At 65.0% G+C, this 14263-nt stretch carries 10 protein-coding genes; 8 read left to right on the plus strand and 2 right to left on the minus strand.

Going from position 1 to position 14263, the window contains the following annotated elements; genetic code table 11:
• The first annotated feature begins 34 nt into the window (after positions 1–34).
• The 4 genes from gatA to ACQY5K_RS16595 all read left to right on the plus strand — a co-directional run bounded on the left by gatA (position 35) and on the right by ACQY5K_RS16595 (position 6951).
• Positions 35–1513 (plus strand): Asp-tRNA(Asn)/Glu-tRNA(Gln) amidotransferase subunit GatA, encoded by a 1479-nt coding sequence (gene gatA, locus ACQY5K_RS16580; protein WP_428117547.1) that lies wholly within the window; start codon positions 35–37, stop codon positions 1511–1513.
• On the plus strand, positions 1513–2937 hold the full coding sequence (gene gatB, locus ACQY5K_RS16585) for an Asp-tRNA(Asn)/Glu-tRNA(Gln) amidotransferase subunit GatB (RefSeq protein ID WP_428117550.1): 1425 nt from the start codon (positions 1513–1515) through the stop codon (positions 2935–2937). The genes gatA and gatB overlap by 1 nt, the downstream gene beginning before the upstream one ends.
• A 72-nt stretch (positions 2938–3009) precedes the next feature.
• Positions 3010–5721, plus strand: coding sequence for a TrlF family AAA-like ATPase (locus tag ACQY5K_RS16590; protein WP_428117553.1), 2712 nt, complete (start codon positions 3010–3012; stop codon positions 5719–5721).
• 9 nt (positions 5722–5730) lie between these two features.
• Positions 5731–6951 (plus strand): ATP-binding protein, encoded by a 1221-nt coding sequence (locus tag ACQY5K_RS16595; RefSeq protein WP_428117556.1) that lies wholly within the window; start codon positions 5731–5733, stop codon positions 6949–6951.
• 10 nt (positions 6952–6961) lie between these two features.
• Here the strand turns inward: ACQY5K_RS16595 and ACQY5K_RS16600 are convergent, their stop codons facing one another.
• A complete protein-coding gene (locus tag ACQY5K_RS16600; RefSeq protein ID WP_428117559.1) occupies positions 6962–8272 on the minus strand; it encodes an MATE family efflux transporter in 1311 nt (436 codons plus the stop codon).
• Between the two features lie 34 nt (positions 8273–8306).
• Positions 8307–9584: a PQQ-dependent sugar dehydrogenase gene (locus ACQY5K_RS16605; protein WP_428117561.1), complete on the minus strand. Its 1278-nt coding sequence runs from the start codon at positions 9582–9584 to the stop codon at positions 8307–8309.
• Between the two features lie 313 nt (positions 9585–9897).
• On the opposite strand from ACQY5K_RS16605, the gene ACQY5K_RS16610 reads away from it, so the two are divergent.
• The 4 genes from ACQY5K_RS16610 to ACQY5K_RS16625 all read left to right on the plus strand — a co-directional run bounded on the left by ACQY5K_RS16610 (position 9898) and on the right by ACQY5K_RS16625 (position 14161).
• Complete coding sequence (locus ACQY5K_RS16610) at positions 9898–11766, plus strand: acetolactate synthase large subunit (RefSeq protein ID WP_428122742.1); 1869 nt, start codon at positions 9898–9900, stop codon at positions 11764–11766.
• Complete coding sequence (gene ilvN / locus ACQY5K_RS16615; RefSeq protein WP_428117564.1) at positions 11763–12284, plus strand: acetolactate synthase small subunit; 522 nt, start codon at positions 11763–11765, stop codon at positions 12282–12284. Before ACQY5K_RS16610 ends, ilvN begins: the two co-directional genes overlap by 4 nt.
• Positions 12285–12366: 82 nt before the next feature.
• The gene (gene ilvC / locus ACQY5K_RS16620) at positions 12367–13404 is read left to right on the plus strand and encodes a ketol-acid reductoisomerase (protein WP_428117568.1); all 1038 of its coding nucleotides are present in this window, start codon (positions 12367–12369) and stop codon (positions 13402–13404) included.
• Between the two features lie 133 nt (positions 13405–13537).
• The gene (locus ACQY5K_RS16625; RefSeq protein WP_428117570.1) at positions 13538–14161 is read left to right on the plus strand and encodes a YqgE/AlgH family protein; all 624 of its coding nucleotides are present in this window, start codon (positions 13538–13540) and stop codon (positions 14159–14161) included.
• Positions 14162–14263: the final 102 nt, after the last annotated feature.

Below are 14263 nucleotides of genomic sequence, written 5' to 3' on the forward strand. Positions count from 1 at the left end.
CGGGGCCTGAATTGCCCGGTTCGGCGGGTTCTCGATGACCACAGCTGCAGCCATCGCGAATGACGTTCGATCCGGCACCCGGCGGGCTGTCGACGTCGTCGAGGGGCACCTGAGCCAGATCGAAGCCCACGACAGCAACGTGGCGGCGTTCAATGCCGTCACCGCTGACGAGGCGCGGGCTGCCGCCGCGGCGGTCGATGCCATGGTCGCAGACGGCCGCGATCCCGGTCCGCTGGCAGGTGTGCCTGTCGCCTACAAGGACAACCTGTGCACTCGCGGGATCGCGACCACCTGCTCGTCGCGCATGCTCGAGGGCTGGCTGCCGCCATACGACGCCACCGTCGTGACCGCCATGGCATCTGCGGGTGCCGTCATGGTCGGCAAGACGAACCTGGACGAGTTCGCCATGGGCAGCTCGACCGAGAACTCAGCGTTCGGGCCGACACGCAATCCCTACGACCTCGCCCGGGTGCCCGGCGGCTCCAGCGGGGGCTCCGCGGCTGCAGTCGCAGCTGGGTTCGCGCCGCTGGCGCTGGGTTCGGACACGGGCGGTTCCATCCGTCAGCCCGCAGCGCTGTGCGGTGCCGTGGGCATCAAGCCCACCTACGGGCGCGTCAGCCGGTACGGCTTGGTGGCGTTTGCGAGTTCATTCGACCAGATCGGCCCGATTGCTGGCGATGTGGCCGACGCGGCGCTGGCTCTGGGTGTCATCAGCGGCCACGACCCTGCCGACAGCACATCGGTTCCGGCGGAGGTTCCCGACTTCGGCGCAGCGCTACGCGAAGGCGTCGAGGGTTTGCGCGTCGGCGTGATCGGTGAACTGGCCGGAGGGAGCTCGAACGGTTCGCTCGGCGGTATGGATCCGGAGGTCATCGAGCGGCTGCACGAGGCGGCGGACGCACTGGCTGACGCCGGCGCTCGGGTCGGGCGCGCCTCGGTCCCGGCCGTCACCTACGGACTCACGGCCTACTACCTCATCGCTCCCGCCGAAGCATCGAGCAATCTGGCGCGTTACGACGGCACTCGCTACGGCTTGCGCGTCGCCGGTGCCGATGCCGAGGAGATGAACCGTCTGACCCGGCGAGCCGGTTTCGGCTCGGAAGTCAAGGCGCGCATCATGCTCGGCACGTTCGCGCTCAGCGCCGGCTACTACGACGCCTACTACGGAAAGGCGCAGCGAGTCCGCATGCTCACGCGGCGCGATTTCGACGCTGCGTATACCGATTTTGACGTGCTGCTCTCGCCTACCTCGCCGTGTGTGGCATTCCCGTTCGGCGAGCGCTCGGATCCGATGACCATGTACCGGTGCGACACCTGCACCATCCCGTCCAACCTGAGCGGTGATCCGGCGATGTCGGTGCCGTTCGGCACCGGGGCTGCGGACTTGCCCGTCGGTGTGCAGGTCCTGGCTCCGGCAATGTGCGAGGCGAGAATGCTCACTGTCGCCGCCGCGCTCGAGCGTGTGGCCCCCCCGCTGCGGCCACCTCGTCTTGGGGCCGGGGAGGAATCGTGATGGCGGGCGGCGACTGGGAGACCGTCATCGGGCTTGAGGTTCACGTCGAGCTCGCGACGGTCACCAAGCTGTTCTCGGCAGCGCCGAGCCGGTTCGGCGACGAGCCCAACACCAACGTGACGCCGGTCTGCCTGGGATTGCCCGGCTCGCTGCCGGTCCTGAATCGCCGTGCCGTCGAGTTGGCGATGTCGGTCGGGCTCGCACTCAACTGCGAGATCCGGCCGTCGATCTTCCACCGCAAGAACTACTTCTATCCCGACATGCCGAAGGACTACCAGGTCAGCCAGTACGACCAGCCGATCTGCGCCGATGGCTGGCTGGATGTGCCCGGCGAAGCCAGGGTGGGGATCGAACGTGCCCATCTCGAGGAAGACGCCGGCAAGACGACGCACATCGGCGGTGCTGACGGCCGCATTCATGGCGCGGTCGGCGCACTCGTGGACTACAACCGCGCCGGCACGCCGCTGCTTGAGATCGTGTCGCGGCCAGACATTCGCTCGGCAGCACAGGCCAGCGCGTACGTCGAGGAGCTGCGTGCGATCCTGCTGGTGCTCGCAGCGTCCGATGCTCGCCTCGAAGAGGGCTCGATGCGCGTCGATGCGAACATCAGCGTGCGCCCAACCGGCGGGCAGGAACTGCGAACCCGCTGCGAGGTCAAGAATCTCAACTCGCTGCGGTCGCTGCGCAACGCCATCGACTTCGAAGTGCGGCGACACATCGGGCTCTACGAAGCAGGCGATGCTCCGGTTCAGGAAACGCGTCACTGGGCCGAAGACGGGCGCACGCACTCGCTGCGGTCCAAAGAAGAAGCCGACGACTACCGCTACTTCCCTGAACCGGATCTGGTTCCGCTCGTGCCCGACGACGCGTGGATCGAGCGGGTGCGCGCCTGCCTGCCTGAACTGCCCGCCGCTCAGCGGTCACGTCTGGATGCCTTGGGCGCCGATCCTGGCGATGCCCAGGTGGTCGTGAGCCGGGGCCTCGCCTCGCTCGTGCTCGGCGCAGTCGAACTCGGTGCCGACGCAGGGCGCACCGTCACCCACGCCGTCCAGAACCTCGCGCTCGACGGCGCCGAGCTGCTCGAGCCACAACAGCTCGCGTCGCTCGTCGCCATGGAGACCTCCGGACAGCTGACTGCCACGCAGGCCAAGAACGTTCTCGCGCAGATGTGCGGGCGGGCGGGCGGCCCAGCGGCCGGCCCGGCGACCATCGCAGCCGAATTGGGCTTCGAGGCAATGGAATCGGGCGAGCTTGAGTCGCTCGTCGATCAAGCCATCGCCGAGAATCCGCAGGCGTGGCAGAAGTACTGCTCAGGCCAGGCCAAAGTGGCGGGCGTGTTCGTGGGCGCCGTCATGAAGGCCACCCGGGGCCAAGCCGACGGCAAGGCCGTCAACCAGATCCTCGCCCAGCGCCGCAACGCTTGAGACTCGGTTGACAAGAGCGGAGTACTCGCCAAGAGCAGCCGTATGATCGCGCGCGGGACCGTTGACGCGAGGATGGCGATGACCAAGAGCGAACCCGATGTCGTCGCCGATGCGCTGCGCCTGCCGTCGGGAGCGCACTTCGTACGATGCGCCCTACAGGTCAATCCCCACAACTACAGCGGGACCCATCGCGGCCAAGCGAGCGAAGGCAATCCTGCCGATTACGCGTCAGCACTCATCGCTAAGGCCAAAGAACTCGGCATAGGCGTGCTTGCCATAACCGACCACAACAGCGTCGCGGAGGTGCCGACGGTCCATGATGCTGCCGTCGGGTCAGGAATTGTCGTGCTGCCGGGTTTTGAGTTGGAGTCTGCGGAAGGCATACACGTGCTGTGCATCTACCCAGCCAGCACCGAGATGGAGAAGCTGGGTCGTTATCTCGGCGAATTTGGAATCCGCGACCCGCGGCCTTCGTCCCGGCCAAGCACGAAACACTTCGAATTGCTTTTGCAAGCGGTGCACGCGCAGGGTGGAGTGGCAATTGCCGCCCATGTCAGCGGGAGGAAGGGACTGTTTCAGGCCTTGGAAGGACAGGCAAGGGTAGCGGCGTGGCGGAATGAGCACCTACTCGCGGTGCAGATTCCAGGCCGGGTCGATGATCTCCCCGGAGACTTTCCTCGCATTGTGTGCAACAAGAACGTCGAGTATGCCCGCGAACGTCCCGCTGGCCGAGCGCTCGCAGTTGCGGTCGTGAACGCCAAGGACATTGTGCAACCTGACGATCTTGAGAATCCGGCAGCTACCTGCTGGATTAAGATGTCCGACCCATGGGACGTCGAAGGCTTGCGACAAGCATTCCTTGACCCGGATTCACGCATACGGCTGCACAGCGACGGTCAACCCGAAGAGCACTCTGAATTGTTGGCGCTCGCGTGGCAAGGCGGCGGATTCCTCGACGGCGGCGCGATTCACTTCAATCCGAACCTCAACGTGCTCATCGGGGGACGCGGAACCGGTAAGTCCACTGCGATCGAGAGCATCCGCTACGTCTTGGGACTAGAACCGGTCGGTGATGAGGCACGAAACGCCCATCAAGAGATCGTGCGTCACGTTTTGCGCAATGGCACCAAGGTCTCGCTTGAAGTGCGTTCATTGAATCCTTCTGAGCGGATCTACCGCATCGAACGGACCGTGCCGAATCCGCCGATCATTCGTGACACAAGCGGCCAAGTATCAAAACTCCGTCCCGCCGACGTACTGCCGCGCGTCGAGGTCTACGGTCAGCACGAGATTTCAGAACTCACGCGAAGCCGCGAGAAACTGACTCAACTGTTGCATCGATTCGTGCGAGCTGACGCTGACATCAGTCAGCGCAAGGCAAGCGTGCTGCGTGGTTTGCGGAAGGCACGAGAGTCCATCGTCGAGACAACGGGGGAGCTTGCGCAGATCGATGAGAACCTCGCAGCTCTGCCCCAACTGGAAGAAACTCTGGTGCGCTTCCAAGAGGCGGGTCTCGAAGAACGTCTTCGGGATCAGAGCCTGCTGGTCCGTGAGGCACAGATCGTCGACTCAATTCCGGAGCGATTGGGGTCATTTCGCAATGTCCTCGCGACTCTGCGGCAGGAACTCCCTGTTGACCAGGCGTTCGTCTCACAACGGGCGTTGGCCGACTTGCCAGGCGGACCGATCTTGCACGATGTCAACCAGGTACTCGAAGAGCTCAACAGCGCACTCGAAACCGCAGCACGGCAACTCGAGGAAGCGTTGGTGCAGGCGGAGCAGCACATTGACGCGATCACATCGCGGTGGTTTGATCACAAGGCTGAAATCGATGCGCAGTATCAGTCGATTCTGCGGGAGTTGCAGAAGTCTGCTGTTGACGGGGAAGAGTTCATTCGTTTGCGTCGCAACATCGAGAGCTTGCGACCGCTCGAGGAAAGACGCAACGTACTCGTGCGTCTGCAGGCGAACCAACGCCAGCAGAGGCGCGACCTGCTCGCTGAGTGGGAAGATCTCAAAGCCGTCCAGTTCCGCGAACTCGACGGTGCCGCCAAGCAGGTGAACTCGCAGCTGAAGGGTCTAGTTCAAGTCAAGGTCACAGCGGCGGGTGATCGGGCGCCGCTTTTCGAATTGCTGAGGAACGAAATAGGGGGCCGGCTGGCGGAGGCGCTCGAACGGTTAGAGGTAACGCCGCAGCTGTCGCTACGTGAGTTAGCGGACCGATGCCGGGAGGGCGCGACGACGCTGGCTCGGGAGTACGGCCTGAAAGGAGCACAGGCCGAAAATCTTGCCAGCGCGGCCGAGGGCACGTTGATGAAGATCGAGGAATTGGAATTGCCGTCAACCACCGATCTGCTCCTAAACACAGCCAGCGGCGCGATAGAACCCTCGTGGCACGGGCTCGACCAGCTGTCGAAAGGTCAGAAGGCCACTGCGGTTCTGCTTCTGCTTCTGCTGGAATCCGATGCGCCGCTGATCATCGACCAGCCCGAGGATGACCTCGATAACCGCTTTATCAGTGAAGTAGTCGTCGAGCGCATGCGTGATAACAAGCGGCGACGCCAATTCGTGTTCTCCACGCACAATGCCAATATTCCTGTCTTGGGCGACGCCGAGCTGATCCTGGGCCTCGACGCATTGGGTGAAGCCGAGGGCGGCAAGGCGTTCATTGCGTCACAGCGCATGGGGTCGATCGATACACCGGCAGTCCGCATATTGGTCGAAGAAGTCTTGGAAGGCGGCAAAGATGCATTCGAAAAGCGGCGTCGCAAGTACGGCTTCTGACGGCGCATCATGAATCGCACCGACCTGCTGCAGATGGTGGCTGCTGGTGAGAATTCCCGCATTGAGTTCAAGCGCGACGACGTACAACCTGCCAAGCTGGCTGCCAGGATTGCGGGGCTGCTCAACCTCGACGGCGGTCATGTCTTGCTCGGCGTCGAAGACGATGGCTCACTCAGCGGACTCACCCGGCCACCCAAGGACGCCGAAGTGTGGGTGATGCAGGTCGCGCGTGACCACCTGCAACCGTCGGTGATCCCGGTGTGGGAGGTACTCGATGCACAAGCCGGTGCGGTCATCGGCGTTATTGCGCTACCTTCCAATGCCCCCGACAAGCCGTACAAGGTCAGGCAAGGCTCAACTTGGGTTACCAAAGTTCGGGTCGGCACGACGACGCGCGACGCCACGCGCGAGGAAGAGCAGCGCCTGTACCAGCAGTCGGGCGGATTTCACTACGGGCTAAAACCTGTAGCGGGCAGCTCTCCTAGAGACTTGGACCATCGGCGGCTTCGGGACTACTTCAGTCGGATTCGGGGTGACCAAGGTCTGCCCGCAACGGACTCGCCCGAGTGGCGTCAGCTGCTGTGCAATCTCGAACTTGCTGTCGAACTCGGTGATGCGGTGTTTGCGACTGTGGACGGGATGCTGCTTTTTGGCGCGAACGCGCGACGTTTTGTACCTCAATCTGGCGTACGCGCAGTCCGATTCGGAGGTCGGGAACCGGATTATGCATCACGCGCCGACGAGGACATCAAGGGCGCGTTGGTCCCGCTCGTCGCCGCTGACGGCTCCGTGGTCGAAACGGGGATCGTGGAACGTGTCATCGACTTCGTTCATCGCGCGACCGACGTCCAAGCGTCGTTGGTCGGCGGTCGTCGCGTGCAGCGTCGGGACTATCCGGACCAAGCCCTGCGAGAGATCATCGTTAACGCCCTCGTCCATCGGGACTACAGCATCAGTGGGACCGATGTCCTGCTTTCCATCTTTGATGACCGTTTGGAGATCCAGAGTCCAGGCAGGCTGCCCAATTCGGTGTCCGTGGACGGCATCCGCTCGGGAGCTCGGTACGCGCGTAACCAACTACTGGTCAGCTTCATGCGCGACTATGGCTACGTCGAAGCCTTGGGCATGGGCATCCGCCGCAAAGCGATTCCGAGCATGGCGGAACACAACGGCACCGAGCCCGATTTCATCGAAGAAGAGCACCGTTTCACCGTGCGTCTCCGGAAATAAGCCCTGGCGCTCAAGCCTCGCCGGTTCGCAGCCAGGCGTTGCCTCGGAATCGCATCCACTGCGGCGCGACGCGCAGGCACATGAACACGATCAGTGCAGCCCACAGCCAGCCGATCCCCAGATCGGCCCAGCGGACGGCCCCGCCGATGATCGCGAACGCCACGGCGGCAGCGGCCATCGCTCGTGCCAGGAATGCAAGGTCGCCTGCGCCGATGAATATGCCGTCGAAGGCGAACGCGGCGGCATTGACCGGCTGCATCACGGCGACGAACAGCAGCACGAACGCGCCGAGGGAAACCACCTCAGGATCTGTGCTGAAGATTGACGCGAGGGGACTGCGCAACAGCACCAGCAGTGCGCCGAACACCACGCTGAGCTGGAGGCTCATGCCGATCATTCGAACGCTGGCGGCCCGTGCAATAGCGGGCCGTCCCGCGCCCAGCTCCTTCGCAACCATTGCTTGGCCGGCGATCGCAACGGCATCGAGAGCGAGGGCGAGCAGTGCCCAGATCTCGGCTCCGATCTGGTGCGAGGCGACCTCGGTGGTGCCGATCCGCGAGGCCAGCACCGCAGCCATCACGAACGCGCCCCGCAAGGCGCTTGTGCGTACGAACATTTGCAAGCCGACCCGCGCATAGCGCCGCGCAGCGGCCGCCACGAGACGCAGCGAGACACCCGCTGAACGCGTCCGCTTGCGTACCGCTAGTGCGAAGACCGCGGCCGCGCCCCACTGGGCGATAACCGTCGACCATGCGGACCCGGCGATGCTCATGTCGAGTTCGAACACGAGCACGAGTTCGATGACCAGATTGCCCACTGCGGACGCGACTGCCACCAGCAGCGGCGTGACGGTGTCCTGAGTGCCGCGTAGATAGCCAGTCGCGGCCATGGCCAGCAGCAGGGGAGTGAAGCCGATGAGGCTGATGCGCAGGTACGTGAGTGCATGGGCTGCGACCTGCTCAGTCGGGTCGAACAGCCCGACCAGCCAATCCGATCCGGCCCACAGCCCGACGCTGACGACGATTCCAAATGCCCCGGCCAGCCACATGCCCGCGATGCCCTGCTCTGCGGCCCGCTGCGGCGAGCCTGCGCCGACGAGCCGGCCGACGAGGCCGGTTGTTCCATACGCCAGGAAAATGAGTGCAGCGTGGGCGCTCAGCAGGATTGCGGTCGCGATCGCGAGTCCAGCCAGTTCGGGTGTGCCGAGCCGCCCCACGATGGCGGTGTCGGTGACCACATAGAGCGGTTCGGCAATCAGCGCGCCGAACGCCGGCACAGCGAGCAGCATGATCTCGCGGTCGTGAACGGTTCGCCGGAACACGGTCAGCTTCGCTTGATGCTCGCAGCTGACGTCATCAGCCGTCGAGTCGGAACACGCCGAGCTCGATGTCGATGAGGTAGAGCTCGCCATCTGCGTCGGCGGCAATTCCGACAGGACGCGGCGTACTCACCCCGAGATGCCAGATGACGTCGGGTACTAGGCCACTGTTCACTGAAGCCGCAAAGACGCCAGCGCCGCAGAGATCGGTGAACACGTAACGGCCCGTCAACCAGTCCAATCGGCTCCCGCGATAGACGTGGCCCCCGATGACAGCGCACAGCCCGCGCCCATGTCGATACTCGAGATCGGGCACACGGTGGTTCGACACATCGGGTCCGACGAAGCGCCGGCTGCCCTCCCAAGCGTTCCAGCCCAAGTTCGCTCCGCCCTCGGACGGACCGAGCACCGTGACTTCCTCCACGCACTGCTGGCCCACGTCAGCGATCCACAGATCACCCGTCATCGAGTCGAATGACATGCTGAACGAGTTGCGTGCACCGTAGGCCCAGATACGCGGATCGCTGCCGGCCCCGAGGTCCGGATTGCCCCCGGCGGCGCTCAGCTGCCATTCGTCGGTTGCATCGCTTTGGGCTGTGTCCACCTCGAAACGCAGCACTGCACCCAGCGGCGTCGCAACGTTCTGGCCGTGATGGCGGGGATCACCCAGTCCGCCGCCGTCGCCGAACGATACGTACAGCAACCCGTCAGGTCCGAAGACCAAGGCGCCCCCGTTGTGCTGCGCGGAGGGCTGTTCAAGCCGCAGCATGTCGGTCGGCCCGCCCTCCAGCGCGTTGTCGTCGGGGGTCGGCGTCAGCACGGTCAGAACGCTCGCGCCGGTGCGGTCGGTGCGATTGATCCACAGCCGCCCGCGGGGTCCCAGCGTCATGCCCACAAGGCCCTGGTCGTGCTCAGCCGCGGTATTGGAGGAGAAGTCGGCCGCTGGCTCAGCGGCGAGCCTGGCCGCGGCGCCGACGGCGTCGCTCGCGGTCTCACCACCCCAGAAGCGCCAGATCCTGCCCCGGCGATCGCCCACGAAGCCGCTGCCGGAGCCATCGGAGTCGAACACCATCGCAGTCGGCTCGGCGAGTTCCAGGAACGGTGTGAGTGTCACGCTGCGGCCTGGAGCGGCTTCGCCGAGCGGTACTGCGCCGAGTTTGGTGAGGCCCCGGGGGCATGGTGTGTTCGACGCGACGTACTCGGGCGTCTGCGTCAGAGGCAGCGTCGTGCCCGGCGGCTCTGCTGGCGAGGACCCTGCGGTGCTCCCGCCGCTTCGGGAGACATCGATGTCGATCGAACTGCAGCCGGCGGTCACGATGAGGAGCCCACAGCTGATGACAACAGTCAGCCACCGCCAGCGCACTCGGCCAATCTACGTGCGAGCTGCGTCCCGGCGGCTTGGCATTCTGGGCGCGCTTGGGGCCCGGGCGCGGGCAAGACAGGTTGCCGCTGGGGGACGCGCCCGACAGAATGAACGGGTGAGCACGCGAGCACGCCAGCCTGCTGGTCGAATCAGTCGCACCGTTCTCGTACTGTTTTAGGCGAGTTCGCCTTATTGCGCTCGCCTCGCCTCCCGCCCGGGGGGCTTTTTTGTTGCCAACAAACGTTCACCACTCAGCCCACCCACGATCCAGAGTTCGCTCGACAACCCAAGCCGACCGCGACGAGCTGGCCGCCGCCCGGCGACCGCCGCCCGACAAGCACCCGACCGACCCCACAGGAGAACCGCAATGGAACTCACCGGCGCTCAGGCGCTCATGCGAAGCCTGGAGATGAGCGGTGTCGAGGTGATGTTCGGTCTGCCCGGCGGCGCAATCCTGCCCGTCTACGACCCGGTGCTGGACTCGTCGATCCGCCACGTCCTGGTCCGCCACGAGCAGGGCGCGGGCCACATGGCCCAGGGATACGCGCAGGTGACCGGCAAGCCGGGCGTCGCCATGGTGACGAGCGGCCCCGCGGCAACCAACATCGTGACGCCGTTGTGCGACGCCTTCATGGACTCGGTGCCGCTGGTGGTGGTGACCGGCCAGGTGGCGATGTCGGCGATCGGATCGGATGCCTTCCAGGAGTGCGACACCACCGGCATCACCATGGGGGTCACCAAGCACAACTACCTCGTGACCGACCCAGCCGACATTCCCCGCATCGTCGCGGAGGCATTTCACATCGCAACCACGGGACGACCCGGGCCGGTGCTCATCGACCTGCCGAAGGATGTCAGCAACCTGCCGATGAACTGGTACTGGCCCGACAGCGTGGACCTTCCCGGCTACCGGCCGCGCAGCGCTGTGGACCCTGATGCGATCGCTCGCGCCGCCGATCTGATCCGCAGAGCCGAGCGGCCCGTCATCTACGCCGGCGGGGGACTGCTGAAGGCCCGAGCAGCAGAGGCACTGCGCACCTTCGCGGAGATGTGCGATATCCACGTCGTGACGACGCTCATGGCGCGGGGCGTCTTCCCCGATCGCCATCCGCTGTGCTTGGGCATGCCGGGCATGCATGGCAACTACACGGCCGTGACGGCGCTGCAACGGGCCGATCTGCTCATCAATCTCGGTGCTCGCTTCGACGACCGGGTGACGGGCAATCCTGCGCACTTCGCTCCCGAGGCCAAGGTCATCCACGTCGACATCGACCCCGCCGAACACGGCAAGGTGCGGGTGCCCGAAGTGGCTGTCGCGGGCGATGCTCGAGTGGCGGTCGAGGCATTGATCGAGGCGCTGCGGTCTCCCGAAGGGGGCATTGGACCCAGCGACGCCACCGCCGGCCTGGCGGACAGTTCGGCGTGGAAGTCGACGATCTCGGGTTGGCAGGAACAGCATCCTCTGCAATACGACCAGCCGTCGAGCGGATACCCGCTCAAGCCGCAGTACGTCGTGGAACAGTTACGTGACAACACGCCCGACGACACGATCGTCGTGGCCGGCGTCGGCCAGCATCAGATGTGGGCGAGCCAGTTCTGGAAGTTCGATTACCCCTACACATGGGTGAACTCGGGCGGTCTTGGCACCATGGGCTTCGCAGTGCCGGCGGCGATCGGCGCCAAGGTGGGCCAGCCCGATCGCACGGTGTGGGCCATCGACGGCGACGGTTGCTTCCAGATGACCGCGCAAGAGCTGATCTCGGCGAGCGCTGAGGACATCCCCGTCAAGGTGGCAATCCTGAACAATGCGTACCTAGGCATGGTGCGTCAGTGGCAGGAGCTCTTCTATGCCGAGCGCTACAGCCAAGTGTACCTCAGCGCCGACCATCCCGACTACGTCGGCTGGGCCGAAGCCATGGGCTGCACCGGAATCCGCGTGGAGTCAGCCGAGGAAGTCGCTCCGGCCATCGCCAAGGCGAATTCGATCAACGATCGTCCCGTCGTCATCGACTTCCGGGTGGACTCCGACGAGAAGGTGTACCCGATGGTGCCCGCCGGCGGTTCCAACGACGACATCATCCTCGGGCCCGAGGGCGACGCCGACGCTGTTCTCAAGGGTTCAGCGCCGTCATGAGCGGCGCGCCAGATCCTGATCTGCACATCTTTGCCGCGATCGTCGAGAACAAGTTCGGCGTGCTGGCACGCATTGCCGGGCTCTTCAGCCGCCGCGGGTTCAACATCTTCTCTCTCGCCGTGGCGCCCACCAATGATCCGGGCTACAGCCGCATCACGATCGTGGTCGACGTGCACAACACCGATGTCGACCAGATCGCCAAACAGCTCGACAAGCTCATCAACGTCATCCACATCAGCGAATTGCAGCCTGCTCACTCGATCGAACGCGAGCTGATGCTGGCCCGTGTCGGAGCCCACGATCGTGCTGCGGTGGAGCGCGTGGTTGAGCCGTGGGGCGGTGAGGTGCTCGACGAGAGTGCCGCGGAATTGATCGTCAGCGTCGATGCCCACCCTGACGACATCGACCGCTGCGAGGCTGAGCTGGCGCAGTTCGGCATCCGAGTCCTGCAGCGCACTGGCCGCATCGCATTGCGCGAGCTCAGCGAGCAGGCACCCGAGGTCGCTCTCGCCGACTGAGCAGTTCCCGCAGAGTCCCGCCGAGACGCCGCTGTCGGCATACTCCAACCCTCACAAGTGACAGATCCACAGGAGCGCAACGATGCCCGCCACCATCTACTACGAGGACGATGCCGATCTGGGCCAGCTGGCCGGGCGCACCGTGGCCGTCATGGGCTACGGGTCCCAGGGACACGCCCACGCCCTGAACCTGCGCGACAGCGGCGTCGACGTTGTCGTGGGGTTGCGCGCCGGCTCGTCGTCGCGTCCGAAGGCCACAGCTGAAGGCTTGCGGGTCGCCGATGTGGCGGACGCTGCTGCCGAGGCCGACATCATCATGATGGCGCTGCCCGACACCGATCAGGCGGCAATCTACGAAGCCTCGATTGCGCCGAACCTGACCGCCGGCAACGCGATCGCGTTCTCGCACGGTTTCAACATTCACTTCGGCCAAATCAGCCCGCCCGACGAGGTGGACGTGTGGATGATCGCTCCGAAAGGGCCCGGCCACAATGTGCGACGCACCTACGTCGAGGGCGGCGGCGTGCCGGCACTGGTGGCCGTGCATCAGGACGCCAGCGGCAATGCGACTGCTGATGCGCTCGCGTACGCGAAGGGCATCGGCGGCACGCGTGGCGGCGTGCTGACGACGACCTTCGCCGAGGAGACCGAAACCGACCTGTTCGGCGAGCAGGTGGTGCTGTGCGGCGGGCTCACCGAGTTGATCCGAGCCGGATATGAGACGCTCGTCGAGGCCGGATACCAGCCCGAGTCGGCGTACTTCGAGACACTGCACGAGGTGAAGCTGATCGTGGACTTCATCTACGAAGCCGGCATCTCGGGCATGCGTTATTCGATCTCGACCACCGCCGAGTACGGCGACATGACGCGTGGCTCACGCATCATCACCGATGAGACCCGCGCCGAGATGAAGCGCATCCTCGCGGAGATCCAGGACGGCAGCTTCGCTCAGGAATGGATCGACGAGAATCGCAATGGCCTGCCCAACTATCGCCGCATGGTCGAAGAGGGCAAACAGCACCCCATCGAGCAGGTCGGTGCGGAGCTGCGAGCGATGATGCCGTGGATCACCGCCGGTCGCCAGGACGTCACCGCCGCATCCGGAGGCGAGGTGTCCTGATCGGCCTGATTGCCGACACGGCGGCGGCTGGCATCTGAGCCAGCACTGCATCGAATATGACGGCTTCGCTCGTTCTCGGGTCTGCGGCCGGTTCGGCGCCGGTGACGGTGTGGCGCAGTGGCAGACTCGGAGTGTGGTTGAAGTCGTCGTGACGCCAGTGAGGGCGCCGTCCGCGGGCGACCTGCTGGTGGCGACGCCGCGCCTCGTCGACGCCAACTTCGACCGAACCGTCGTGTATGTGATCGAGCATCAGGAGGCGGGCACGCTCGGCGTGGTCATCAATCGCCTCTCCGAGATCGCCTGTGCGGAGGCGGTGCCGCGGTGGGCGTCTCGATTCGATGACGACGCAGCCGTCGGCCTTGGCGGGCCGGTGGAACCGCAGGGCCTGCTGGCGCTCGGCACGACCACCGATGCCGATGCGGGCAAAGCGTCGCGAGCGGCGGTCTCGGATCTGCATCCGTCGGAGATCGCAGGAGCATTCCGGGCGGTAGCACGGGGCGTCGGTCTGGTGGACTTGACCGCAGATCCCGACGATCTCGACGAAGACGTGGGGGCCGTGCGCCTCTACGGCGGCCACGCGGGGTGGGGTCCAAGCCAGTTGCAGGGCGAGCTGGTTCAGGGCTGCTGGTGGGTCTTCGCTTCTGCAGCGGGCGATCTCACTGCGAACGCAACCAGCCTGTGGCACGACGTGCTGGCCCGTCAACGCCCGCCCGCCCGCCTGCTGGCCGGCTACCCCGACGATCCGGCGCTGAATTAGCACCTCCGCACTGACACGACGCGTGTGTTTGGCTGCGGCAGGCTCGGCTGAGCGTCTCGCTACGCCACTGCTAGTTTCGCAACCGAGTCTGCGGATCGCTGC

Origin of the sequence: Candidatus Poriferisodalis sp. (genome assembly GCF_965262965.1) — a bacterium.
Lineage (GTDB): Bacteria > Actinomycetota > Acidimicrobiia > Acidimicrobiales > Poriferisodalaceae > Poriferisodalis.